This window comes from Archangium gephyra, assembly GCF_042230915.1.
Classification (GTDB): Bacteria; Myxococcota; Myxococcia; order Myxococcales; family Myxococcaceae; genus Archangium; species Archangium gephyra_B.
Map to the genome: position 1 here is coordinate 5,188,720 of NZ_CP102578.1, position 23,630 is coordinate 5,212,349.

A 23,630-nucleotide genomic window follows, 5' to 3' on the forward strand; every position below is an offset into this window, starting at 1 on the left:
CACACGGGTAGACTGCGCGTGGACCATGCCCGCCACGCGCTTCTGCACCTTCGACGACTCCCTCTGGCCGCTGCTCTTCCTGCGCGTCGTGGGAGAGGCGTCGAGTCAGCAGTTCGAGGAGTACCTGGAGGCCTCCGCGTCCTACTTCCGTCGCGGAGAGCCTCATGTGGTCGTCTCCGATCTGCTCCATGTCGGAATGGTCTCGGCCGAGCTGCGCCGCAGGCAGGCGGAGTGGACGGCGCGGCATGACGGGCTCATTCGGGAGACGCTGCTCGGCAATGCCTTCGTCATCAACAACGCGCCCTTCTTCCGGCTCGGGTTGAACATCCTCTTCCACCTCAACCCGCCCTCCTGGCCCTATGTCGTCGTGTCCAGCATGGAGCCGGCACTCGCGTGGGCTGCTGGCCGGCTGGAGGATTCGGGCCTGCGCGAGCCCGCGGAGCGTGTCCGGCGCCACTTCGGCTTGCTCACCTCGAGCCCGTCCGTCCAGGGGCGATGATGGAGCGCATCTGGAGGAAGATGCGAGGAGCCCCAACAGTCGCCCGCCGCGTTCCGGGTGGGCCGCCGGAAGTTTCGCGGAAGGCTAGACTGCGCGTGGATCATGTCCGCATCGCGCTACTGCACGTTCGACGACTCCCTCTGGCCGCTGCTCATTCTGCGGCTCGTGGGGGAGCCGTCGAATCAGCAGTTCGACGAGTACCTGGACACCTCTGCGTCCTACCTCCGTCGCGGGGAGCCTCACGTGGTGATCGCCGATCTGCTCCGGGTTGGAATTGCCTCGGCCGAGCAGCGTCGCAGGCGGGCGGAGTGGCTGGCGCGGCATGACGAGCTGCTGCGGGAGTCGCTGCTCGGCCATGCCTTCGTCATCAACGGCCCCATCCTGCGGCTGGGGTTGAACATCCTCTTCCACCTCAAGCCGCCCGCCTGGCCCTACGTCGTCGTTCCCCGCGTGGACCCGGCCATCGCGTGGGCCGCTGGCCGGCTGGAGGATTCGGGCCTGCGCGAGCCCGCGGAGCGGGTCCGGCGGCACTTCGGCTTGCTCACCTTGAGCCAGTCCGGTTAGTTCCGTCGGACCTCATGCTCACCCAGCGGCTGCTCGAACACGCGAAGGAGGTGGCCCGCTTCGCCCCGGTCCGGCCGGCGGTGAAGGCGGGGCTCCGGGCGGCGATCGCCACCTTGCTCCCCGTGCTGGTGGCCAGCGTCTTCCACCTCTCTGGAGGCATCTGGCTCAGCGTGGGCGGCTTCAACGCCTCCTTCGCGGACAGGGGCGGCTCGTACCGCTCCCGCGCGTCCAGCATGGGGGCAGTGGCCCTCACCGGGGCGCTCTCCGTCTTCGTGGGGGGACTGGCCGGAAGCCATCCCGCCCTGGCCATCCCGGTGGCCCTCTTCTGGGTGACGGCCTGCAACTACGCGGGCGTGTACGGCGCCACCGCGGGCTTCGTGGGCAACATCGCGGCGAGTGCCTTCGTCATCTCCCTGGCCCTGCCTGCCTCCGGGCTCCTCGATGCCCTGGCGCGGGTGGGCTTCCTGCTCGGGGGCGCCTGCTGGGCGATGGTGCTCTCGCTCGTCCTCTGGCCGATCCGCCCCTACCGGCCCGCGCGCCTCGCCCTCGGCCGGTGCTTCCGGGCGCTGGCGGACTTCGCGGGCGCGGTGGGCCAGCTCTCCACTGGGGCCGATGGCGCGGCCTGGCAGGCGTTGACCCAGGGCCAGCACGGGCGGATGCGCGAGACCCTGGAGGAGGCCCGCAACACCCTCGCGGCCACCCGCCTCGGGCGCGCGGAGAGCGGGCGAGGGGAGCGGTTGTTGGTGCTGCTCCAGATCGCCGACGCGATGTTCGAGGCGATGATCGCCCTCGCCGATGTGACGGAGAGCCTGTCGCACGGCACCGGCGTCCGCCCGGCCCAGGAAGAGGTGGAGCGCGCCCTCGCCGCCTTCTCCCGGACCCTCCAGGAGCTGGCGCGTGTCACCGAGACCGAAGGACGGGCGAGGCAACAGCCCTCGCTGGAGTGGGGCCCGGAGGCCCTTCGGGAGGTTCTCTCCCGCTCCGAGGGCACCGAGGTCATGCGCGTCGTCGATCGGGCCCAGGCCCTCCACGCGGCCCGGTTGCTGGCACAGCTCCGGGACTTCGCGGGGAGCGCGGTGAAGAATGCCGCGCGCCTCGCGGACGATCGCCCATCTTCCCCCATGGGGGAGCCACGGCAGCCCGGCCTGGCCGAGCCGAGGCGTCCGTTGCTCGAGCCGCTCCGCGAGAACCTCTCCTGGGACTCGGTCGTGCTCCGGCATGCGCTCCGGGTCGGTGTGACCACGGGCATCGCGGTCTGGCTCACCACGCACTTGAACCTGAGCCACGGCTACTGGGTGACGATTACCGTGCTCACGATCATGCTGCCGTACACCGGGCCGACCTTCCTCAAGGGGCTGCAGCGGGTGGTGGGCACGATGGTGGGAGGCATCCTCGCCGCGGTGGTCGCCGCCTGGCTCCATGACCCGCGGGCGATCATGCTGCTGGTGTTCTTCACCGTGGCCATCAGCGTGGCCGTCATCTCCGTCAATTACGGGCTGTACACCATCTTCCTCACGCTCACCTTCGTGCTCCTGGCCGAGGTGGGGAGCGGAGATTGGAGTCTGGCCCGGGTGCGCATCCTCAACACCCTCCTCGGCGGCGCCCTGGCGCTGGCGGGGAGCTGGCTGCTGTGGGAGCGGCCGGAGCAGGAGCTCTTTCCCGAGCAGCTCGCGGCCGCGCTGCGGGCGGATCGCGAGTACTTCCGGGAGGTGTTCTCTGCCTGGCTCGGGAACCCGGGGAGCCCGGATCCGTCGCTCGGCGAGGCGCGGCGGAAGATGGGATTGGCGGCGCTCAACGCGGAGGCCTCCTTCCAGCGGCTGCTCTCCGAGCCGCGGCGGCGCACGGAGCCGCTGGAGCCCTTGATGACCCTGCTCGCCTATACCCGCCGTTTCGGAGCCGCGGTGATCGCCCTCTCGCCGGTCCACCACGAGCAGGCGACGGAACGGGTCCGGGCCGGCCTCGAGCACTTCGCGAGCTCCATCGAGCAGGTGCTGGACGATCTGGCTGGCGCGGTGGCACAGGGGCGCCCACCCGTGCCATTGCCCGATCTGTCCGGGCTCCCGGGTGGGGAAGACCCGCTGCTGCGGGCCCAGTTCGAGCGGGTGGTGCGGCAGCTCACCGTCCTGCACGGTGCCGCGTCGCGCAGGGCCAGCCGTCCGTAGCGGTGCGCGGTGCTACGCGGGCTCCTCGACCTGGATGCCGCGCCGGGACCCGACATTCCACCTGGCCGGCAGGTCCGCATCACAGAACACGCAGACGAACCATCCCTCCTTGACGAGGTTGCGCTCGCCGCAGCGGGTGCAGCGCCGGAAGATGACCTCGCGCGTGAAGCCCGGCGGCGGATTCACGCCCGCCCATCCGAGCGCCAGCGCAACCGCGGTCCAGCAGTCCGTGTCCGGGCAGTACCCCGTGGACTGATTCGACACCTCCGCCACGGTGAGCTGGCCGCTGGCTCTCCGGAAGCGGATCTCTCCGGCCGCCAGCACCTCTTCGCCCCCCGCACACGCCACGTGCTCGGACCTCCGCGGAGCGAGCCGCAAGCGGCCCTGGAGGTCGACGACATATGTGGCCCCCTCGGCGAGGGCGTCGGGGTTGGCCGTGAGCCACGTCTCGAGGCCGCTCATCGAGACGATGGAGGTGCCAGCGGGGAACGACGCCACGGAGCGGCGTATCTCCTCCGGACCGACGTAGGTGTACGCGTAGAGCTCCATCACCCAGGACGCGCTTCGCTCCCGAGCGAAGCCCGAAGGAACGCCAGGATCTCCGCGTGGAGCACCGGCTGGTACGCCACACGGTCGAAGCCCGCTGGATCCTGTGAAGGTGGAAACTCGGGCTTCGTCATCGCCGGGGGAAACGGGCTCTGGAAAGAGAAATGGCCGGCGTTCGGGACGACGCGATGGTCGATGCGCTCTGGATGAGGCACGCCTCTCGAGATGATGTCCGCGTGGAAGGCGGGCGTGTGCTCGTCGCGCTCCGCCGTGCGCATCAGGATGGGGAGGTCGACGCCGGCGAGCGCCCCCTCGGCCATGAACCAGGGGGACGCGGGCGCGAGCAGAACCAGCGCGCGGACCCGCGGATCGCGAAGGACCGGGACGGCTCGTGCCTGCCCATCGGGCGACTCGTTCGGAAAGGAGGATGGGCGCCCACCGGCCACCGCCAGCGCCGTGTAGCCGCCCATTGAATGGCCGATCACGCCCACCCCACCGGGTGAGAGGCGCTGGCCCAACTGCGCGTCCTCGAAGACCGCGTCGAGCACGAGGCGCACGTGGCGAGGCCGGTTCGCGAGATTCACGGCCGTGTTCGCCAGGCTGTTGTCGGAGCGGTTGTTGCCCGGGTGCTCCGGCAGTGCCACGACGAAGCCGGCGCGAGCCAGGTGCACCGCCATCCCGCGATAGGTCCACGGAGACCCGCCCGTCCCGTGGCTGATGACGACGAGCGGGAGCCGCTCACCTTCCACCGGGGCGTCGGTGGCGACCGCGAGCGGATAGGGTCCGAACTGCTCGAGCCGTTCAGGGGCTCGCGCCGGGTAGAGAATCCGCACGGGCACGCGTGCGCCTTGAACCTCATCCGCGACGTCCAGCGCGCGGCAGCCGACGGTCACTTCTGGATTCATCTGAGCATCAGGCACGGCGCTGCTTCTACCTCATCAGTGGCCGGACGGCACGCCGGGCGCTACGTGAAATGCCATGGACTCCCGGGGCATCCACTTCGCGGTGGGTGTCAGCTATAAACGGGCTCGATGAAGCGCCCCATCCTGGCCGCGGCCTGTCTGTTGTTCCTCTCCCTCGCCGTTGCCAGCCCGGCCGCCAGGGCGGCCGACGAGCCCCAGCGCGTCACGAGCGCCACGGACATCGTGACGCTCTGGTCGCCGTCGCAGCACCTCTACGTGAAGGGCGACATCGGTGTCTCGGATGGGCAACTTCGCGAGCTCGAGACGTGGTTGATGCAGCGGCCCCACTGGACCGTGGTGCTCCTGGAGAGCGCGCAGGGCGAGCGCTTCGTCGATGCGGCGGGCACCTCCTTCGAGAACATCGCGGCGGTGCAGCACGCGCTCGGCAAGGGGCTGTCGAACCGCACCACCTTCGGCTCGCTGAAGCATCCGGAGACGGGGGAGCCGGACGGCGCCATCTTCCTGTTGTCCGTGCGTGACCGGAACCTGTCGTACTTCGGCTCCGACGCGCAGGACCGGCGCGGCCTGGGCGATGCGAACTGGAAGGGCCAGCTGGATTCACGGGCCATCGCCGCCATGCGCGGTGGGGGGCGCATCCTCGATGCGGTGCGCGACACCATCACCTCCATCGATGAGCAACTGGCGGCCCGCCTGGAGCAGGAAAGCGCGGACCGGGAGCGTGCCCGCCAACAGGAGGTCGCCGAGCGCGAGCGGGCCCTCGCCGAGCGAGAGAGCACCCGCGCCTCGATGCGTGAGCGGCTGCAGCGGATTCCGGCGGAGCTCGATACGATCGCCGCGCGGCATCAGCGGCTCTTCGCGGGCGCACCTCCACCCGGTGCGCCCCAAGTGAACCCCGATTTCGCTGGCCTGCGCGTGAAGGCCACCCGCATTCTCGCGCTCCTCGAACCGGCCCGGGACGCCACGCGCCAGAAGCCGCGGGAGCCGAAGCGCGGCCTGGATCCCGACCCGAGGTTCGACCAGGCGAAGCGGGCGTTCGAGGAGCTGCGAGCCTCCATCGATGGCGTGCTCTCCGGATTCGATGACTACGAGCAGGGCCTCTCGCGCCTGAAGAAGGCCGAGGAGGCACTCGCCGGGCTGGAGACACACCGTTTGAAGGCGTTCGCCGCGCCGGAACTGGCGGATGCGCGCATGGCTCTCGAACAGGCGCGTTCCGTCGTCAGGCATCTGACGCCCAACCACCGGGCGCTGCTCGACGCGATGGAGGAGAGCCGCGTGAAGGCGGAGACGCTCCTGACCGAGACATCCCGTCACGAGCTGCGGCTGGGGGAGCTGGCCGGCCTGCTCGAAGCGCTCGCCAGGGAGCCCTACGCGGGAGCCATTCCGCAGGACATCGCGGACATGCGCGCGGCGCTGCGCAAGGCGCGCGAGGCCTTCGAGCGTCAGGACCGCTCGTTCACCGAGCCGCTGCGCCTGAGCGAGGAGACGTATCAGAAGGCCCTCGAGGGGCTCGAGGACGCCAGGTCCGCGGCGGCCCGGCGCAACGTGTTGCTGGGCATCGCCGCCGTGGCCGCGGGCATCGTCCTCGTCTTCGCGCGGACCCGGCGCAACACGCACATGCGCAAGGCCGCCGACCTCCACGCCCAGTGGCGCAAGGCCCTCGACGAGAAGATGCAGGCGCTCTTCGGGCTGCTCGACCGGACCCACCTGGCCGCGGGCCACTCGCGCGAGGAGATCCAGAAGCGCTACTCGGGCACCACGCGCGAGCGGGCCCTGGCGCTCGCCTCCGAGGTGGATGAACTGTTCCTGCTGTCCGTCGGGGCCTCGCGCGTGCTGGGGCAGGCCGAGGCGCTGCTCACCGGCAAGGGCGCCCTGGACTGGCTCGCGGCGCAGCTGACGGCCTCGCGCTTCATGCGTGTCACGCGCCTGCTGCGCGACGAGCCGATCGCGTTCCACCCCGATGAGGGCATCGAGCTCGTGCTGCGGGGCCGTCCCACCGCCGAGCAGAAGCTCATCGGTGATCTCGCGAGCTACCAGCCGTTCTCGCTCTCGTTCGAGGCGCTCATCGAGGCCTTCAACACGCGCGCCGGGAACGTCCTGCCGGTGCTGGAGGTGCTGGAGGCGGCGCCGGGTCAGGCGGGGGAGGGCACCGCGGCGCTGGAGCGCCTCATCGCCGAGGTGCGCACGGCGGAGTCCGCGGCGGTGGCACTGCGTGTTCCCGCGCTCCTCGAGCAGGTGGTGCCGTCGCTCGAGGCGCTCCTGGTGGAGGCGCGTTCGCTCCTCGTGGCGGATCCGATTGGGGTGTTCCACGGACCGCTCGCCGAGGGGCGTCGGCAGGGCGCGGACACCTCGGCGCTCCAGTCCGTGCTCACGCGTGGCCGCTCGGAGGTGCTGCCCCTGGTGGCGCGTGCGGGTGCGGCGCTCGTGTCCACCGGGCTTTCCCGCAGGTGGCTCGACGAGGCGATCGACACGCTCACCCGCCAGGCGGATGAGGTGGCGCGAGCGTTGGTGACGCGCCCGGCCGACGCTGACGTGACGGCACTCGCCGAGGTAGTCGCGCGGCTGGAGCAGCGCGCGGTGGAGGCTGGGACGCTCGTGGAGCTGTCGGGACGCGCCCGCGCCGGGCTGACGCGGGTGGCGGAGGAGCTCGCGTCGGCACGGGCCGGGCTGGGCCAGGCCATGGGGCTGACGCCCGGGTCGATGATGCGGGAGCAGGGGAGGGATCCTTCCGAGCGCCTCACCTCGGGCGAGCAGTCGCTCGTGAAGGGCCGCGAGGCGCTGAACCTCGGCGAGCTGGAGACGGCGCGCACCGGGCTGGAGGCGGCCCTGGCCCGGGTGTCCGAGGCGGCGCAACTGGTGTCCCGGAGCCGTGAGGTGCACGCCCGCTTCGAGACGTGGTGCCAGGAGCTCCGTACCGAGGCGCGGCGGCTCTCGGGGCTCGCTGCTGAGCGCCAGGCCCCCATGGCGGAGGCCCTGCGCCGCTATCTGCCGTCGGCGCTGATCCTGCGCGCGGATGATCCGGTGCGCCCCAACGCGAATGGCACCGTGCAGGACAACCTGCGTGAGGTCGCCGCGCACTCGCAGCGGGCCGCGGAGATGCTCCAGTCGGCGGTCAACATGTTCTCCCAGGGGCGGTTGCTCTCCGCCGCCGACCGGCTCGCCCAGGTGCGGGAGCAGCAGGTACTCGCCGCGCACCGGCTCGACGAGCTGACGGAGAAGGTGCGGCAGCTCCAGGCCGCCGAGGCCAGCAACCCGCAGCTGCTCGCGGCGGCCGATGCGCTCGCCGCCGCGTGTGCCGTCGACATGGCCGATGCGCGCGTCATGCTGCCCACCCGGAGCTCGCTCGAGATGGCGCGGGAGCTGGTGGAGGCGGCCCGCGCCAGGGTGGGCGTCGTGCCCGGCAACCCGCTCGAGGTGGCCGAGCGGCTGTCGGCGGCGAGCCAGGCGCTCACCAGCGTCCAGCTGAGCGCGGCGAATGATCACTCCCTGCACGCACGCGCCGAGGAGAACCTGCGCGCCGCCCAATCCGCGCTCGCGGGAGCCCAGGTGCTGGTGCGGCGCGCCGAGACCGATGGCATCACCGACAGCCGGGAGACCACGCGCGCCATGAAGGCGATCGCGGCGCTGGGTGGTGCGCTCGAGAAGGCGAATGGCACGTTCGGTGTGCCCCACGGCGACTGGCTCGCGGTCGCGGCCGAGGGCGAGCGGATCGAGGTCGACGCGGCCCGCGAGGCCGCCACGCTGCGCGACGAGCTGGCGGCGGCCGAGCGTGCGGTGCAGGCCATCCAACAGGCGGCGGGCCCCATCAAGCGCGCTAAGGACTGGAGCCCGTCCTACGGCATCACCATTCGCGGGAATCCCGGCTCACGGCGGCTCACCGAGGCCCGCACGGCCCTGCACGAGGGGAACTACGCGGCGGCTCAGCAGGCCGCCGAGAACGCCGGGCAGCTCGCCCTCACGGCGCTCGCCCAGGCCGAACAACTGGTGGCCCAACATGTCGAGGAGGAGCGGCGGCGCGAGGAGGAGCGGGAGCGAGAGAGAGAACGCGAGAGGGAACGCGAGTCCAGCTCCTCGAGCAGCTCGAGCTCCTTCTTCAGCAGCTCCAGCGACTCGAGCTCCAGCGACTCGGGCTTCTCCAGCTCCTCCTGGAGCAGCAGCGACAGCTCGTCGAGCGGCTCCAGCAATGACTCGGGCTTTGGCAGCTCCAGCTGGTGAGCGCCCCGGCTTTACCTGTTCGTGACAGAGAGCGGGGTTTGGGCCCACCGGCAACCCCCCGCGACGCCTGCCTGCCTGCCGCATCCTGTGCTTGACATTTCCCCTCCCCCCGGGGATTAGTTAGTTTGTAGTCACTAACTTATCTCGGGCCGAGGAACTGACCCTCCCAGAGGGGGCCAGGGGCCACGGGAGCACAGGTATGCAGAAGCTTCTTCGGAATGGCAGGACGGGCATGGCGCCGACGTTCAAGGTGCTGGTTGCGGGCGGGCTGGTGCTGACGCTCGGTGCGGGCTGTGGCTCGCGGGTGGACGCCGCGCAGAGCAAGCCGGGGGCGCAGCAGGCCTCGGCCTCGGCGCAGGAGTCCGCCGTGAAGGCGGACACGGTGGAGGTGGGGGAGGCGAAGGTTCCGCGCTTCCTCACGCTCACCGGCTCGCTGTCGGCCTACGAGGACTCGGACGTGGCGGCCGGCGCCATGGGCAAGGTCATGTCCGTGCACGTCGAGCGCGGCTCGGTGGTGAAGAAGGGCGACGTGCTGGTGCGGCTCGACTCGCGCTCCGCCGCGGCGAGCCTCGACGAGGCCCGTGCCCAGCTGGCCCTGGCCAAGTCCCAGCAGGCCCTGGCCGACGCCGAGTGCGAGCGCAACCAGAAGCTCTTCGAGGGTGGCACCGTCTCCACCGCCGACCATGACCGCGCCCAGGCCCAGTGCCGCAACGCGGCGGCTCAGGCCGCGGCCACCACCGCGCGCATGACCCTGCTGGAGATCACCGCGACCGACGCCACCATCCGCGCCCCGTTCGACGGCGTGGTGTCCGAGCGCGCGGTGTCGGTGGGCGAGTACGTCCGCCAGGACTCCAAGGTGGTGACGCTGGTGGCGCTGGATCCGCTGCGCCTGGAACTCACCGTGCCGGAGTCCTCGGCCGCCTTCATCCGCAAGGACCAGGAGGTGGAGTTCACCCTCACGGCGACGCCTGGCGTGGTGCACAAGACGAAGGTGTCCTTCGTGGGCGCGGGCCTGCGCCGCGGCACGCGTGACCTGGTGGTGGAGGCGCTGGTGCCCAACAAGGACCGCGCGCTGCTGCCGGGCCAGTTCGCCACGGCGAAGGTGCAGCTGGGCGAGCAGCAGCTCCCGGTGGTGCCGCGCACGGCGGTGCTGGAGGACGGGGCGCGCCGCAAGCTCTTCGTGGTGAGCGACGGACGGATCGAGGAGCGCGTCGTCCAGGTGAGCGAGTCCGCCGCGGATTCGCTGGGTGTGATGGCGGGCGTTCGCGTGGGCGAGCGCGTGGTGGCAGTGGCGCGCGAGGATCTGCGCGACGGCCAGAAGCTGCAGTAGTCGAGGGCACCTCACATGCAATGGCTCGCGAGTATCTGTGTCCGTAAGCCCGTCTTCGCGTCGGTGCTCATCCTGTTGATCTGCGTGATCGGCGGCGCCGGCTACGTCAAGCTCAACGTCGATCGTTTCCCGAAGGTGGACTTCCCGATCGTGGTGGTGAACACGATCATGCGGGGTGCCGCTCCCGAGGAGATGGAGACCGACATCACCGAGAAGGTGGAGGAGGCGGTCAATACCATCTCCGGTATCGACGAGATGACGTCCACGACCTCCGAGGGCGTGAGCACGGTGATCATCACGTTCGTGCTGGAGAAGAACGTCGACGTGGCCGTGCAGGAGGTGCGCGACCGCATCAACCAGATCACCTACCAGTTGCCGCGGGACGCGGAGACGCCGCTGGTGCAGAAGTTCGATCCGGACTCCGTGCCCGTCGTCATCCTGTCCGTGCAGGCGGAGAAGCCGGTGCGGGAGATCACCGAGTACGCGGATCGCGTGCTGCGCCGGAGGCTGGAGACGGTGCCGGGCGTGGGGCAGGTGACGCTCATCGGTGGACGCAAGCGCCAGGTGAACGTGTGGTTGGATCCGGTGCGGATGCGGGCGGCGGGCGTGAGCGCGGGACAGCTCCAGGCCGCGCTGGCCTCGCAGAACATGTCGCTGCCCGGTGGCAGCATCGAGACGGGCCCGCAGCGCTACACCCTGCGTCTGCGGGGGCGTGTCACCAGCGTGGAGGAGCTGGGCCAGCTCGTGCTGCGCGAGAACAATGGCCACATCCTGCGCGTGAAGGACGTGGCCCGGGTGGAGGATGGGGAGGAGGAGCCGGAGACGGCCGCCGTGCGCGACGGCAAGTCCTCGGTGCTGCTGTCCATCCGCAAGCAGTCCGGTGAGAACACCGTGTCGCTCGTGGCGGAGGTGCGCCGGCGCGTGAAGGAGCTGGGCGCGTCGCTGCCGCCGGGCTACTCGCTGGAGGTGGTGCGCGACAACTCGGAGACCACCCTCACCGCCGTCCACGCGGTGCAGGAGCACCTGTTGCTGGGTGGCCTGTTCGCCGCGCTGGTGGTGCTGCTGTTCCTCGGAAGCTGGCGCAGCACCGTCATCGCCGCGCTCGCCATTCCCACGTCCATCATCGGCACCTTCGCGGTGATGAAGTACCTGGATCTCAACCTCAACAGCATCAGCTTGCTGGCGCTCGCGCTGGCGGTGGGCATCGTCATCGACGACGCCATCGTGGTGCTGGAGAACATCCACCGCTTCATCCACGAGAAGAAGCTCAAGCCCTTCCCGGCCGCCATCCTGGCCACCAAGGAGATCGGCCTCGCGGTGCTCGCCACCACGTTGTCGCTGCTCGCGGTGTTCCTGCCGGTGGCCTTCATGGGTGGCATGCCCGGGCGCTTCCTGAGCAGCTTCGGCCTGACGATGGGCGCCTCCATCGCCGTGTCGCTGCTGGTGTCCTTCACCCTCACGCCCATGCTGTGCGCCCGCTGGCTGAGCCCGGCGCCCCCCGCGGACGGGACCCATCACCGCAAGCCCCTGCTCGAGCGCGCCACCGACGTCATCTACCTGCCGCTGGAGCGGGCCTATGAGCGCTCCCTGCGCTGGGTGATGGCGCACCGCTGGGTGGCCGTCGTCGCCTCCGTGGTGACGCTCGGCTCGTGCGGCCCGCTGATGGGCAAGGTCCCCAAGGGCTTCCTCCCCAAGAGCGACGAGGCCCAGTTCCAGGTGAGCGTCCGCATGCCGGAGGGGACCAGCCTGGACTCCACCCTGCTGGTGACCGAGCGGGTCGCGCGCGAGATGCGCGAGAAGATTCCGGAGGTGACCTCCACGCTCGTCACCATCGGCGAGGGCGCGGACAAGACGCCCAACGTGGCCGGCATCTTCGTGAAGATCGTCAACCCGGATCAGCGCGCGGCCAGCCAGGACGACATCATGGACAAGGTGCGCCGGGAGATCACCTCCAAGATGCCCAAGGAGTACCGGGTGAGCGTGTCCAACGCGCCCCTCTTCGGCGGTGCGGGTGCGCAGGCGGCCGTCATGTACGTGGTGACGGGTCCCGAGTTCGACGAGCTGGGCAAGCAGGCCACCATGCTGCTGGACAAGCTGAAGAAGATCCCCGGCGTGGCGGACGCGGACAGCAACCTCATCATCGGCAAGCCCGAGGTGAGCGCGTACATCGACCGCTCGCGCGCCGCGGACTTGGGGGTGCAGGTGCCCGACGTGGCCAGCACCCTGCAGATGGTGGTGGGCGGCCTCGACGTGTCCACCTACGTGGAGAACGGCAACCTGTACGACGTGCGGCTGCGCGCCGAGCCGTCCGCGCGTGCGAGCGTGGAGGACATCGGCCAGCTCACCGTGCCCTCGGCCCGGTTGGGCGCCGTGCCCCTGACGGACGTGGTGCGTCTGGAGCGTGAGGAAGGCCCCTCGCAGATCAGCCGCATGAACCGCCAGCGGCAGATCATGCTCCTGGCCAACACGGCCCCCGGCGTGAGCACGGGTCAGATCGTCGAGCAGTTCGACAAGATCATCGCCGAGTCGAAGCTGCCGGCCGGTTACGCGGCGAGGCCCGCGGGTCAGTCCCGCGAGATCGGCCGCACGGTGGGCAACTTCGCTCTCGCCTTCGGCCTGGCCTTCATCTTCATGTACCTGATCCTCGCCGCGCAGTTCGAGTCGTGGATCCACCCCATCACCATCCTCCTGTCCCTGCCGCTCACCGTGCCCTTCGCGCTCATCTCGCTGCTGGTGTTCAAGCAGGCGCTGGACATGTACTCGATGCTCGGACTGCTGGTGCTCTTCGGCGTGGTGAAGAAGAACTCGATTCTGCAGATCGATCACACCAACCAGTTGCGCCGCGAGGGCCAGTCCCGGCTGGAGGCCATCGTCCACGGCAGCAAGGACCGGTTGCGTCCCATCCTCATGACCACGCTGTCGTTCGTGGCGGGCATGATTCCGCTGCTGCTCTCCAAGGGCGTGGGCGCGAGCTTCAACCAGGCCACCGCCGGCGTGGTGGTGGGTGGCCAGACGCTGTCGCTGGTGCTCACGCTGCTGGTGACGCCGGTGGCCTACTCGCTGTTCGATGATGCCTCGGCCTGGTTCAGCCGGAAGTTCGGCTCCAAGCGCTCGCCCGAGGAGACGGGCGAGGCCGAGGTGGCCCGTGCCTACGGTGGCGACACGCTCTCCGAGCTGCGCCCGGCACATGACTCGGAGGCAGCATGATTGCCTTGCTCGCAGTGACGCTGACAGTGAGCGCCGCGACTCCGGTGCTCACCTTGGACGAGGCGCTCCAGGCGGCTCGCCAGAACAACCTGGACCTGAAGGTGGCGCGCGCCCGGCTGGAGCAGTCCCGGCTCCTGTCCAACAGGGCGTGGGCCGGCTACCTGCCCACGGTGTCGGTAGGCGGCAGCTACACCCGCAACTCCAATGAAGCGGTGGTGACGCTGCCGGGCGGTCCGACGATCGTCATCCAGCCGTTCGATCAGTTCTCCGCCCAGGCGGAGGTGCGGCAGGCGATCATCGCCCCGGCGCTGATTCCCGCCATCCGCAACGCGGGCATCGCCGAGGACGTGGCGGAGCTGAACACGGACAACGCGCGGCGGGAGATCCTCTTCGCCGTGGCCCAGGCCTACTTCGGCGCCGCGAGCTACCAGGAGGCCATCCGCGCCACGCAGTTCCTCCTGGATGTGAACAAGGCGCGCGAGTCGGACACGCAGAAGCGCTTCGACGCGGGCACCGTGACGCGGGTGGCGCTCCTCCGGGCGCAGCTGGACCGGGCGCGCGCCGAGCAGGATCTGGTGCGGGCCCGCAACGCCTTCGCCTCTTCGCGGCTGGCGCTCGCCACGCTCATCCAGCGCGACGCGGACTTCACGCTGGAGCTGCCGCCGGTGCCGCAGGTGCCCGCCGGGCAGGAGGACCTGGTGAAGCAGGCGCTGGAGCAGCGGCCGGACGTGGCCGCCGCGCGGCGCAACCTGGACCTGGCGTTGGGCCGCAAGCACGGCGTGTGGTTCTCCTATGCGCCCTCGGTGGGCTTCTCCGGCGTCTACCGGCTCAGCAACGCCGCGGGCTTCACGGGCCGCAACGACGTCTGGGCGCTGACGCTCAGCGCGCAGTGGACGCTCTGGGACGGCGGCATCCGGGAGATCAACCTGCGCGAGGAGTCCGCCCGCGTGGCCGAGGCCACGGCCCAGCAGAAGCAGGCGGAGGCCCGTGCGGTGGAGGAGGTGTCCCGCGCCCGGCTGGAGTACGAGAACGCCCAGGCCAACCTCTCCAAGGCCGAGGAGGCCCTCGGGCTGGCGCGTGAGACGCAGCGCCTCACGGAGATCAGCTTCAAGGCGGGCGTGGCCACCTACCTCGAGGTGGCGGACGCCAACTCCGCGCTGACCAGCGCCGAGGTGGGTGCCATCTCCGAGCGCCTTCAGACGTCGCTCGCGGCCCTGCGGCTGCTCCGGTCCGCCGGCGCCTTCGAGGCCAAGGAGTAGAGAGGGTCAGGGTGAGGGTCTTCCGTCGGCGACGACCCTCCCCCCCCGCTCTCAGCGGCCCGTGACGATGTTCTCAAGGCGCGCGTAGTGGCGCGCCAGCCGGGCGTAGTCCGAGGGGCGGATGTCGCGCTGCTCCAGCGTGCGCACCAGGTCCTCCCTCGCCGCCAGGTAGTCCGCCGCCGGCAGCCCGCACGTCTGCTCCAGCATCCGCGCCGCCTCGTCCTCCGGCAGGGTGAGCGGGATGCCCAGCCGCTCGTGCATCCGCCGCCGCAGTTGCCGCGCCAGCTCGGGCAACAGCTCGCGCTCCACCTTCGAGCGCCGCGCCAGCCAGCCCAGCGAGCGCACGTACTCGAGCGCCGAGCGGTGCTTCTCCACCACCAGCGGCCGGGGCGGTCCGAAGCGCGTCCCGCGCGACACCGCGTAGACGAGCCCCACCAGCAGGCCCTGCGCCACGAAGATCCACAGGCCCCGCGCCGACGGCGGCTCCTGCTTCGGTGCCGCGCCGTGGTGGTACTCGTCGAAGGCGAGCGGCCCGCGCGACGCCAGCGCATCCCAGAAGCGCAGGTTGTCCAGCAGCTCCAGCCGCCGGTTCTCCGCCAGGTCCGCTCCCGCCAGCACGTACACCTCGCCGCGTCCCTCCGGCATCCGCCACAGCACCGTCGCGTCCTTCGTCCCGGCGAGCGGCTCCGCCTCCGGCCCTCCCACCGTGATGCCCCGGTCCAGCGACACGCGCAGCCGCTCCAGCCCCCGCGCCGCGCCCTCCGGCTTCCAGACGCGCACCGTCGTCCCCGTGAGATCCCGCTCCCCGGGCGGCAGGCCCTCCGTGTGGGGCTCCAGCATCGGGCCCTCGGAGATCCGCAGCCACTCGTCCAGGTGCGGCTGCCGCGTCTTCGCGTTCCTCGACACCAAGTAGACGAGCGTCCCGCCCCGGGAGACCCAGCCGCGCAGCGCCTCGGCCTCGCCCTCCGTCACCGGCCGTCCCGAGGGCGCCGCCACCACCACCGTCCGCACGCCCTCGGAGAGCCCCGGCCCGTCGAGCGCCTCCCGCAGCGCCGACACTGGTGCGCCCGACTCCTGGAGATACAGGTACAGCGCTCGCAGACCGAGGGGGCCCGGGTTGTCCACCGAGGGCACCCGCGGCGGGGGAGGGGACTGGTTCACCGCGAGCCCCAGCCCCAACGCCAGCGCCACCAGTACGCCGTAGATGACGGCCGTCCGCGCGCCCTTCATGCCACCGCTCCGGCCAGCCCCTGGTGCAGCCGCTCCACCTCGTCCACGAAGCGCGCCGCGTCCTCCGGCGGCACCGGCTCGAGCGAGTAGAAGGCCCGGTCGTACCAGCGCACCAGCCGCTCCACCTCGCCCGTGAGTTGCGCGGAGGCGCCCCGCCCGGGCAGCTCGCCCACCAGCTCGCGGTTCGTCTTCACGCGGTCCGGCCGCGCCAGCCGCTTTGCCTCCAGCGAGGACAGCAGGGCCAGCAGCCCCTCGCGGATGGCCTCTCGCGGCCGGGCTCCCAGCGCCGCCCTCGCCCGCGCCAGGTGCTCACCCGGGGAGTCGAGCTCCAGGGCCACCGGGCCCGTCTCCGCTTCCCCTCCACGCCGCGCCGGGCCTCGCCGCCAACGGCGCAGGCGCAGCACCGCGAAGAGCACCACCCCGAAGCCCAGGGCCAGCACCAGCGTCCGCGTGCCCGTCGCGAAGCCCTGCGCCTCCCGCGTCTGCAGCAGCCGCTCCAGCAGGGCCGTCAGCTCCCGCACCAGCCGCTGGAGCACGTCACCCTGGCGTTCCCTCGCGTGGGCGAACTCGGGCCGCGAGAGGATCTCCTGGAGCAGGGCCGGGTCCGTCGTCCGGGGCGGGGGCTCCTGGACGGGGGGCACGGCCATGAGCCAGAGCAGCAGCAGCCCGGACTTCATCGGGCCTCCAGGCGCCTCTCGAGATCCAACCCCTCCCGGCGCACGCGCATGTCCAGGTAGAGCATGGCGTAGACGACGATCCCCAGCGGGTTGAACACCGCCTGTCCCACCACCTGCAGCAGCTCCGCGGGCACGAGGAGTGACTGGGGTACGGGGTTGGCCGCCGCGGCCGCTGGATCCAGCGGGTTGCCATGGGTGAGCTGGACGAGCATCGCGGGCAGCCCGCACAGGATGCTCACGGCGAGCAGGATGAGCGACACCACGGTGACGAGGAGCATCGCCCGCACCGTGACGCGCCCGGTGAAGCCCGGTGCCACCCTCCCCGAGAGCAGGGCCCCCGAGCGCCGGAAGGAGCGCACCACCGGGAGCTCCTCCATGGCGAGCACCGGCGCCAGCAGCGAGAAGCGCAGCAGGTACCAGAGCAGTCCGCCCAGCAGCCCGAGCGCCATGAGGATGGGCCCCACGGCCACCAGGATCCATCCGAGCACCCGTGCGCCCGAGACGGCGCCTTCCGTGCGCACCACGATCAGCCCGCCTGCCCCGGTCAGCAGCGCGCCGGGCAGCATCATCAGCAGCATGGCGCCCACCGCCCAGAGCAGGGACAGCAGGTACGCACCGGTGAACGTGCCCGCCTTTTTCAGCACGCGCTGCATTCCGTCCGCCGGGCTCGCCGACTCCCCCAGCTGCGTGGGCACCACGTACCGGGCCACCGCCAGGGTGTTCAGGGAGTAGACCCAGTAGGAGATTCCGAGGATCGCCACCAACATCGGCAGGAAGCGGCCGTATTCGCTCGCCAGGGCCGACAGATCCTGGCCCCGCAGTGCCGTCAGGATCGCCCCGTAGCTGCGCTGCGCCGCCAACTGCAGGCCCTTGGTCAGGATGTACGAGACCAGGTTGAAGCCGAGGCTCAACAGGAAGAGCGTCTTGAAGTGCTTGCGCCAGAAGGTGGCCGCGCGATCGATGATCTCACCGAGCGCCAGGGGACGCAGATCCGAGGGGGGAGGGCTCACGGGCCCCAGCATACACACGCCCGTCTACTCGGGGGCGCCCTGCTCGATCCATGTATGGATCAGATCGATCTCCTCGTCGGGAATGGACGGGAAGCCCAGGGGCATGCCCATCACCGCCGAGTCATAGTGCCCGTCCAGCTCGGCGTGACGGGCGAGGAGGCTGGCGATCAGCCGGGGCGTCCCGTCCTCCAGCCGATCCGGGAACCCGCGGAACTGCCCATCGCGCTTGACGCCCCGGAGGATGCCCTCTCGCGTGGCGAGATCGAGCAAGACGCCGTTGTAGCCAAACCCGCCTGTGTTGCCTGGACCTTGGTCACCCGGCCGGTTCCTGTCGGAGTGGCAGTGAAAGCAGAGGTGGCGCGAGAGCTTCTGCGCGACCTCCGGGTAATGCACCTCGCGCTCGAGCAGCCGAGGCTTGTATGCGGGACGCGGCACGGCAACAGGCTCGGGCAGCGGCTCACTCAGGAAGGCCACCAGATCCTCCACCTCCTTCGGAGTGAATGGAAAGGAGGGCATCTCGGTGTCGGGGAGGAGCCGTTGCGGCTCGGCCAGCCAGCTCCGCAGCTGCGAGAGTGACATGCGGCTGCGCACATACCGCAGATCCGGGGCTCGCCTCCGGGCCGAGGGGCCGCGGAACTCCGGAGCACCGTAGCGCAGGGCCGCGAGCGGAGCGTCTCCGCGGTAGTGACAGCTCGCGCACTGGCTCCGCTCGTAGAGCGCTCGCCCGGCCACCGCATCACCTCGCGGGGGCTCCCCGGACTCCTCCTCGGTCACCGCGAAGAAGTCGGCGATGAGCGCGGCCTCCCGCGGACCGATCTTCAGCTTGGGCATGGTGGCCCCATAGAGGGGCCTCACCGCATGCGGCGCCTGGAGCCAACCGATGAGCCAGCTCCGCTTGACCCGCTGGCCGAGCGAGCCGAGGTCCGGGGTCCGCACCAGGTGCGTGAGGTGCTGCTTCCACTGCTCGACGTGCGCCTCCTGATACCAGAGATCGAGCCGCCCGGCGGTGATGGCCTGGTGACAGGTGACACAGTTCTCGCTCAGCCGCGCCGACGCCGGCTCGATGCCGGGCACCACGTGGCACCGATTGCACTGGAAGTGCTCCACGGCGTCCCGCGGCCCCTCGAGCGAGCGCTTCGTGGGCGCGAGGACCCTCGTGGGCAGGCGCAGGGCCAGCACATCGGCATCGCGGGCCAGCACGAAGCCGCCACTGGCCGTCGCCAGCAGAAGCGCGGTGCCGGCCAGGTAGGCGAGCGAGAGGGAGCGAGAGGCCATGAGGGAGCTTCCGGAGGCGGCTCAGTCGTACGCGTCGTCTCCGAAGACGATGCCCGAGGACTCACAGAGTTCGGGGAGAACCACCCACTCACGGGCCAGATCGACCCCTCCCGACAGAACCACCGACGTGAACACCAGCGTCGCGAGGGCGACCGTCCTATCGTCGCCAAACAACTTCTGGCTCCACTTCTGGAAGAGCACGGCCTGCAGGACGAAGACCACCGCGGGACTGGCCAGCAACACCCAGAGCATGAAGCCGTTCGTCAAACACGCGGACATGGCCTTCGCGCTGAGGTTGAGGAGGGGACCACCGGCGGAGACCGTGGCCAACAGCAGGACCAGACACGCGCCGACGAGCAGGAAGAAGAACCGGCGGGCCCGTGACGATCCGGCAGGCGACGCGGTGGCGGGGCCCCACACGTTCGCGATGACCACGCGGTTCAAGAACACCGCGCCCAGGGTCCAGAGAATCAAGTCGATCCAGACGGTGTTCGAGGTGAAGACAGCGCTGGAGTCCATCGAGTTGCTGCAGGCCAGTGCATGCAACGGCCAGAGGGCCGAGGCGAACAGCACGGCCAAGACGAGCGCGCGGGAAAGCATCCCCCAAGTCTAGCAGGCGCTCCTTGCTGCTGGAATCGCCCCTGCCGCCCGAGGCCGGCCTCAGCTGAGGGCCCTATAGCGCACGAAGAGGACACCGTTGTCGAACGCGCGGTGGTCGAGACGCTCGAGCTTCAGCTTTCGCCTCCTCCGCCTCTTGCGAGCCGCTCACAGCCCGAGCGCGTCGAGCATCCGGGAGGTCAGCACCCGGTGGGGATCCACGCGCTGCTTCAAGGCGCTCAGGGTCTCGATGAACGGCGCATGCATGCGGCGCAGCAACGCCGGCTCGCAGTGGGCCTGCTTGAGGAGCATGACCTTGACGCCATGTTCCTCGAAGGATCGCCGGCTCACCTCGCCCAGGAAGGTGCGCGCCCGGGCCTCGTGGGACTGTCCTCGCCGCACGCTCATGCTCACGCTGAACAAGTACGCGCCTCCGGGCATGCCGTGGGCCGCGTGCAGGGGCCAGGCGCATTCCGGCAGCCGGATCAGATCCTGCTGCTCGAGCCGCGCCTCGAGCTCCGGGTACGCATCGAACACGTCGAAATACAGGTCCAGGAACGACTGCCGCTGCTCCACGGGCACCGCGAACGTCTGGTGACACACCGTCAACCGGGGATCGATTCCCAGGGCGCGCAGCACGCGCGGGAGCACCGCGGGTGAAGCGAGATAGTCGTACGCGCGATCATAGCTGCGCTGAAAGAACGTGAAGCCGTAGAGCCCCGCGTGAAAACGCCGGCCCCGCCTGAGCACGAGCCCCTGCAACGGGCTCACGAGCCCGGGCACCCGGTTGGCGAGGCCTTGCGCCACGATGTTCCGCCGGGTGGCGTCGTCGGTCAGCGGCAGCAGCGCAGCCTTGTGATGGGGCTCGGGCACCACGATGCGGTCGCCGAGCAACACACTCTTCCCCCGGCGTCCGAAGAAGAACAGCCCCCGGCCCAGCGGGTACTCTCCCGAGCGGTAAATGGTTTCGAGTCGCTCCAGGGCCGCGTACCCCCGGGTCGGGCCGTGTTCGAGGACGGTGATCTCCGCCCGCTGCCGCTCCCGCACCTGGAACAAGCGCAGCTCGAGGTCCAGGATCACTCCCAGGGCCCCGAACGAGCCTGGCACCAACCGGAACAGCTCTCCGGCGAGCCCGGGCGCCGCGGCGTGACACTCGTGGACCGCGCCATCCGGCGTCATCAGGCGAAACGCGCGAACCTCCTCGGCGAAGAAGCCCACGGCATTGTGGGCGCACGCCACCAGCGCGCCCGCCAGGGAGATGCGATCGCCCGTCGGGGGATGACACGGCAGGTGGTGGGGATACTCGCGGTGCAGCGCCTCGAAGGTCAGGCTGCCCGGCGCGCGTACCCAGATGGCGCCATCCGCCTCGGTGGAGAGCAGGCGCGTCGTGCCGGAGAGCCGGGCCGTGGAGACGCCTTCCGCGTCCCCGGGCGGGAGGAAGTGTTCGCCGAAGGAGCGCTGGGCTCCGATCAGCGTGAGGCGCCGGCGCCGCGCCACCGCGTCCTGGAACAGGGCCGCGAGCTCCTCGGGCGTGGCCGGCTCGCGCACGCTGGCGGTGGCTTCGTAGAGGCCTCCCATGGCCCGAAGATCGGTCGTGGTCGTGCGCATGATTGGTTCCCATCCCCGCTACGTTTCGTGACGCCAGCGAGCATAGGGCGAATGGGGGCCCGGTGACGTCTTGCATCGGAGCTCGTCCTCGCTGAGCATCGGTTCGTGTCTACACGTCCACCTCTCGTCCTGGCCGACGTCTTCGCACGCACGCGCGTCCATGATGGGGCGCTCGTGCTTGGCGCCGCGCTGTTCACCGCGTTGCTCGCGCAGGTCGCCATCGCGGTGCCGGGCTCCCCGGTGCCTATCACGGGCCAGACGCTCGCGGTCGTCCTCACGGCCGCCGCGCTCGGGCCTGTGCGTGGCATGGCCGGACAGCTCGCCTACGTCCTGCTCGGGGCGGTGGGACTGCCGTTTTATTCCAAGGGGGCCAGCGGTTGGGCACAGGTGCTCGGGCCGACCGGCGGCTACCTGGTGGGCTTCATCCCCGCGGCCTTCTTCATGGGCCTCGCGGCGCGGCACGGCTTCGATAGGGTGGTGTGGAAGGCGGTCCCGCTCTTCCTCGCTGGCCAGCTCGTCATCCTGGCCATCGGCGTGCCCTGGCTCTGCGTGGCGGTGCCGCTCGACCTCTCCACGGCCCTGCACAAGGGCTTCCTGCCCTTCCTCCCCGGTGGGTTGCTCAAGGCAACCATCGCTGGCCTGTGGATGCCCCTCACTTGGAGGCTCATCCGGCCTCGCGAGCCATGAAGGTATGAGCATGCACTACCCCAACCTGCTGGCCGAGCTCGCGGCTGAAGTCCAGCCCCTGCTGGGACAAGGCCGCGTGGCGGATTACATCCCGTTGCTGGCCCGGGCAGACCCCTCGCGCTTCGGCCTGGCCCTGGCCGCCCTGGACGGTGGGCTGTGCGGCACCGGCGACGACCTGGAGAGCTTCTCCATCCAGAGCATCTCCAAGGTCTTCGCCCTGGCCCTCACCCTGCCACACCTGGGCGAGGCGCTCTGGCGGCGCGTGGGAAAGGAGCCCTCCGGCAACCCCTTCAACTCCCTGGTCCAGCTCGAGTACGAGCGCGGCCTGCCGCGCAACCCCTTCATCAACGCCGGGGCCCTGGTCGTCACCGACGCCCTGCTGTCGCTCACCGGCGACGCCTGCGGCACGGTGCTCGCCTTCCTGCAGGCCCAGGCCGGCCCGGAGCAGGTGGCCGTCGACGAGGACATCGCAGAGTCGGAGTGGCAGCACCGGGACCGCAACGCCGCCCTGGCCCACTTCATGAAGTCGTTCGGCAACTTCCACAACCCCGTCGACAAGGTGCTGCGTCACTACTTCCGGCAGTGCGCCATCCGCATGAACTGCCGGCAGTTGGCTCGCGCCGGCCTGTTCCTGGCCAACCATGGTCTTTGTCCCGACGGCCGGCGCCTGCTCACCCGCAGTCAGGCCAAGCAGATCAACGCCATCATGCTCACCTGCGGCACCTACGACGCCGCCGGCGAGTTCGCCTACCGCGTGGGCCTGCCCTGCAAGAGCGGCGTGGGCGGCGGCATCCTCGCCATCATCCCCAACCGCATGGCGCTCGCCACCTGGAGCCCAGGCCTGGACCCCCAGGGAAACTCCTTGGCTGGGCTCGCCGCGCTGGATCTCTTCACTACCCGCACAGGGCTCTCCATCTTCTAAGCCAGTGGAAGTAAGTCCTGTCAGGGGGGGAGGTTCTGGCCGCGAGCAGGAGCAACTGGTCCTACTGTCGGACCAGTCGGCACGCCGCGCGGCCGGAAGGTGCCCCGCTCTTTGTTGCAAGAGCACTCCTGAAAGAACCTGGTTCCGATGGCTTGGAGAGCAGGGGGGGAGGGCTCCGGGGACGGTGTCGCAGAACTTGTCCAACAGTTGGACAAGTTCGTGAAGAGCGCGCCCGGGAGGCGGACAGAACTCGAGGGCGTGACTGGCGTGTCCGGTGCGGACACACCCACCCCTGAAAGGACTTTGTTCCGATGGCTTAGCGGGACGGTGAGCCGGGGCCGCACAGAGCCCTGGCGGCTGCCGCAGGATCCTCGGCCTCCAGCACCGCCGAGATGACCGCGAACCCCGCCCCTCCGGCCAGCAGCGAGGCCCGCTCCGGCGTGAGGCCTCCGAGTGCGAGGGCGGGGCAGGGGAGCACCGCCGCCAGCTTCCGGAAGCCCTCGGGCCCCAGCGTGGGCCGCGTGTCCTCCGGCTTCGAGCCCGGTGGGAACACCGGGCTCACCAGCGCCAGGTCCGCGCCCTCGGCCCTGCGCGCTTCCTGCTCGTCATGCACCGCCACGCTCACCAGTCGCCCCGGGGGCAGGTGCGGGCGCACGTCCTCCGGCGTCAGGCCCGCCGCGGGCAGGTGCAGGTGCGCGCCCACCAGCAGCGCCACGTCCAACCGGCCATTGACGAAGAGGGGATTGCCTCGCGCCCGGCACAGCCCGGCCAGCAACCGGGCCTCCTCGAGGAACTGGCGCGTGGGGGCCTCCGGGTGACGGTGCTGCACGGCCACCTGGGGCCCCACCTCCAGCGCCCGCTCCAGCGCGGCCAACAGCCGCTCCCGGGGCAGGCGCCAGTCGGTGATGACCATCACCCGCGG

18 protein-coding genes are annotated in these 23,630 nt (G+C 70.5%); 9 read left to right on the forward strand and 9 right to left on the reverse strand.

Annotated elements, in window-relative coordinates; genetic code table 11:
• The first annotated feature begins 25 nt into the window (after nucleotides 1–25).
• From NR798_RS20290 to NR798_RS20300, 3 genes are all read left to right on the forward strand, one after another.
• The gene (locus tag NR798_RS20290; RefSeq protein WP_375773140.1) at nucleotides 26–499 is read left to right on the forward strand and encodes a hypothetical protein; all 474 of its coding nucleotides are present in this window, start codon (nucleotides 26–28) and stop codon (nucleotides 497–499) included.
• A 102-nt stretch (nucleotides 500–601) separates the two neighbouring features.
• On the forward strand, nucleotides 602–1,063 hold the full coding sequence (locus NR798_RS20295; RefSeq protein ID WP_375773141.1) for a hypothetical protein: 462 nt from the start codon (nucleotides 602–604) through the stop codon (nucleotides 1,061–1,063).
• 14 nt (nucleotides 1,064–1,077) lie between these two features.
• Entirely contained in the window at nucleotides 1,078–3,225 is a 2,148-nt protein-coding gene (locus NR798_RS20300) for an FUSC family protein (RefSeq protein ID WP_375773142.1), read from the forward strand.
• A gap of 12 nt (nucleotides 3,226–3,237) precedes the next feature.
• On the opposite strand, the gene NR798_RS20305 is transcribed toward NR798_RS20300, so the two are convergent.
• Both NR798_RS20305 and NR798_RS20310 read right to left on the reverse strand, forming a co-directional pair.
• On the reverse strand, nucleotides 3,238–3,777 hold the full coding sequence (locus NR798_RS20305) for a hypothetical protein (RefSeq protein WP_375773143.1): 540 nt from the start codon (nucleotides 3,775–3,777) through the stop codon (nucleotides 3,238–3,240).
• Entirely contained in the window at nucleotides 3,774–4,676 is a 903-nt protein-coding gene (locus NR798_RS20310; RefSeq protein ID WP_375773144.1) for an alpha/beta hydrolase family protein, read from the reverse strand. Before NR798_RS20310 ends, NR798_RS20305 begins: the two co-directional genes overlap by 4 nt.
• Nucleotides 4,677–4,802: 126 nt before the next feature.
• On the opposite strand from NR798_RS20310, the gene NR798_RS20315 reads away from it, so the two are divergent.
• The 4 genes from NR798_RS20315 (at nucleotide 4,803) to NR798_RS20330 (ending at nucleotide 14,702) form a co-directional block, all read left to right on the forward strand.
• Nucleotides 4,803–8,906: a hypothetical protein gene (locus NR798_RS20315; RefSeq protein ID WP_375773145.1), complete on the forward strand. Its 4,104-nt coding sequence runs from the start codon at nucleotides 4,803–4,805 to the stop codon at nucleotides 8,904–8,906.
• Nucleotides 8,907–9,105: 199 nt separating this feature from the next.
• Nucleotides 9,106–10,236 carry an efflux RND transporter periplasmic adaptor subunit gene (locus NR798_RS20320; protein ID WP_375773146.1) on the forward strand — a complete coding sequence of 377 codons (1,131 nt, stop codon included), beginning with the start codon at nucleotides 9,106–9,108 and terminating at the stop codon, nucleotides 10,234–10,236.
• A gap of 15 nt (nucleotides 10,237–10,251) precedes the next feature.
• The gene (locus tag NR798_RS20325) at nucleotides 10,252–13,443 is read left to right on the forward strand and encodes an efflux RND transporter permease subunit (RefSeq protein ID WP_375773147.1); all 3,192 of its coding nucleotides are present in this window, start codon (nucleotides 10,252–10,254) and stop codon (nucleotides 13,441–13,443) included.
• On the forward strand, nucleotides 13,440–14,702 hold the full coding sequence (locus tag NR798_RS20330; protein ID WP_375773148.1) for a TolC family protein: 1,263 nt from the start codon (nucleotides 13,440–13,442) through the stop codon (nucleotides 14,700–14,702). The genes NR798_RS20325 and NR798_RS20330 overlap by 4 nt, the downstream gene beginning before the upstream one ends.
• Before the next feature lie 51 nt (nucleotides 14,703–14,753).
• Here NR798_RS20330 and NR798_RS20335 read toward each other — a convergent pair whose 3' ends face one another.
• The 6 genes from NR798_RS20335 to NR798_RS20360 form a co-directional block, all read right to left on the reverse strand.
• The gene (locus NR798_RS20335) at nucleotides 14,754–15,932 is read right to left on the reverse strand and encodes a DUF4350 domain-containing protein (RefSeq protein ID WP_375773149.1); all 1,179 of its coding nucleotides are present in this window, start codon (nucleotides 15,930–15,932) and stop codon (nucleotides 14,754–14,756) included.
• On the reverse strand, nucleotides 15,929–16,609 hold the full coding sequence (locus NR798_RS20340) for a DUF4129 domain-containing protein (RefSeq protein ID WP_375773150.1): 681 nt from the start codon (nucleotides 16,607–16,609) through the stop codon (nucleotides 15,929–15,931). The genes NR798_RS20335 and NR798_RS20340 overlap by 4 nt, the downstream gene beginning before the upstream one ends.
• Entirely contained in the window at nucleotides 16,606–17,619 is a 1,014-nt protein-coding gene (locus NR798_RS20345; protein ID WP_375773151.1) for a hypothetical protein, read from the reverse strand. The genes NR798_RS20340 and NR798_RS20345 overlap by 4 nt, the downstream gene beginning before the upstream one ends.
• A 24-nt stretch (nucleotides 17,620–17,643) precedes the next feature.
• Nucleotides 17,644–18,894 carry a c-type cytochrome gene (locus tag NR798_RS20350; RefSeq protein WP_375773152.1) on the reverse strand — a complete coding sequence of 417 codons (1,251 nt, stop codon included), beginning with the start codon at nucleotides 18,892–18,894 and terminating at the stop codon, nucleotides 17,644–17,646.
• Nucleotides 18,895–18,915: 21 nt separating this feature from the next.
• Nucleotides 18,916–19,494, reverse strand: coding sequence for a hypothetical protein (locus NR798_RS20355; RefSeq protein ID WP_375773153.1), 579 nt, complete (start codon nucleotides 19,492–19,494; stop codon nucleotides 18,916–18,918).
• Between the two features lie 165 nt (nucleotides 19,495–19,659).
• Nucleotides 19,660–21,099, reverse strand: a complete 1,440-nt coding sequence (locus NR798_RS20360; protein ID WP_375773154.1) for an FAD-binding protein — start codon at nucleotides 21,097–21,099, stop codon at nucleotides 19,660–19,662.
• Nucleotides 21,100–21,204: 105 nt separating this feature from the next.
• Between NR798_RS20360 and NR798_RS20365 the strand changes: the two genes are divergently transcribed.
• Together NR798_RS20365 and NR798_RS20370 are read left to right on the forward strand one after the other, a co-directional pair.
• Complete coding sequence (locus NR798_RS20365; RefSeq protein ID WP_375773155.1) at nucleotides 21,205–21,786, forward strand: biotin transporter BioY; 582 nt, start codon at nucleotides 21,205–21,207, stop codon at nucleotides 21,784–21,786.
• Nucleotides 21,787–21,796: 10 nt separating this feature from the next.
• Nucleotides 21,797–22,708: a glutaminase gene (locus tag NR798_RS20370; RefSeq protein WP_375773156.1), complete on the forward strand. Its 912-nt coding sequence runs from the start codon at nucleotides 21,797–21,799 to the stop codon at nucleotides 22,706–22,708.
• A 316-nt stretch (nucleotides 22,709–23,024) separates the two neighbouring features.
• Here NR798_RS20370 and NR798_RS20375 read toward each other — a convergent pair whose 3' ends face one another.
• Nucleotides 23,025–23,621 carry a thiamine phosphate synthase gene (locus NR798_RS20375; protein WP_375773796.1) on the reverse strand — a complete coding sequence of 199 codons (597 nt, stop codon included), beginning with the start codon at nucleotides 23,619–23,621 and terminating at the stop codon, nucleotides 23,025–23,027.
• Nucleotides 23,622–23,630: the final 9 nt, after the last annotated feature.

What these genes read in the sequence shown, in the direction of transcription:
- NR798_RS20325 (WP_375773147.1), top strand. Translation starts at nt 10,252, where the DNA reads ATGCAATGGCTCGCGAGTATCTGTGTCCGTAAGCCCGTCTTCGCGTCG.
- NR798_RS20370 (WP_375773156.1), top strand. Translation starts at nt 21,797, where the DNA reads ATGCACTACCCCAACCTGCTGGCCGAGCTCGCGGCTGAAGTCCAGCCC.
- NR798_RS20340 (WP_375773150.1), bottom strand. Translation starts at nt 16,609, where the DNA reads ATGAAGTCCGGGCTGCTGCTGCTCTGGCTCATGGCCGTGCCCCCCGTC.
- NR798_RS20355 (WP_375773153.1), bottom strand. Translation starts at nt 19,494, where the DNA reads ATGCTTTCCCGCGCGCTCGTCTTGGCCGTGCTGTTCGCCTCGGCCCTC.
- NR798_RS20290 (WP_375773140.1), top strand. Translation starts at nt 26, where the DNA reads ATGCCCGCCACGCGCTTCTGCACCTTCGACGACTCCCTCTGGCCGCTG.
- NR798_RS20315 (WP_375773145.1), top strand. Translation starts at nt 4,803, where the DNA reads ATGAAGCGCCCCATCCTGGCCGCGGCCTGTCTGTTGTTCCTCTCCCTC.
- NR798_RS20360 (WP_375773154.1), bottom strand. Translation starts at nt 21,099, where the DNA reads ATGCGCACGACCACGACCGATCTTCGGGCCATGGGAGGCCTCTACGAA.
- NR798_RS20350 (WP_375773152.1), bottom strand. Translation starts at nt 18,894, where the DNA reads ATGGCCTCTCGCTCCCTCTCGCTCGCCTACCTGGCCGGCACCGCGCTT.
- NR798_RS20375 (WP_375773796.1), bottom strand. Translation starts at nt 23,621, where the DNA reads ATGGTCATCACCGACTGGCGCCTGCCCCGGGAGCGGCTGTTGGCCGCG.
- NR798_RS20330 (WP_375773148.1), top strand. Translation starts at nt 13,440, where the DNA reads ATGATTGCCTTGCTCGCAGTGACGCTGACAGTGAGCGCCGCGACTCCG.
- NR798_RS20335 (WP_375773149.1), bottom strand. Translation starts at nt 15,932, where the DNA reads ATGAAGGGCGCGCGGACGGCCGTCATCTACGGCGTACTGGTGGCGCTG.
- NR798_RS20310 (WP_375773144.1), bottom strand. Translation starts at nt 4,676, where the DNA reads ATGAATCCAGAAGTGACCGTCGGCTGCCGCGCGCTGGACGTCGCGGAT.
- NR798_RS20320 (WP_375773146.1), top strand. Translation starts at nt 9,106, where the DNA reads ATGCAGAAGCTTCTTCGGAATGGCAGGACGGGCATGGCGCCGACGTTC.
- NR798_RS20300 (WP_375773142.1), top strand. Translation starts at nt 1,078, where the DNA reads ATGCTCACCCAGCGGCTGCTCGAACACGCGAAGGAGGTGGCCCGCTTC.
- NR798_RS20295 (WP_375773141.1), top strand. Translation starts at nt 602, where the DNA reads ATGTCCGCATCGCGCTACTGCACGTTCGACGACTCCCTCTGGCCGCTG.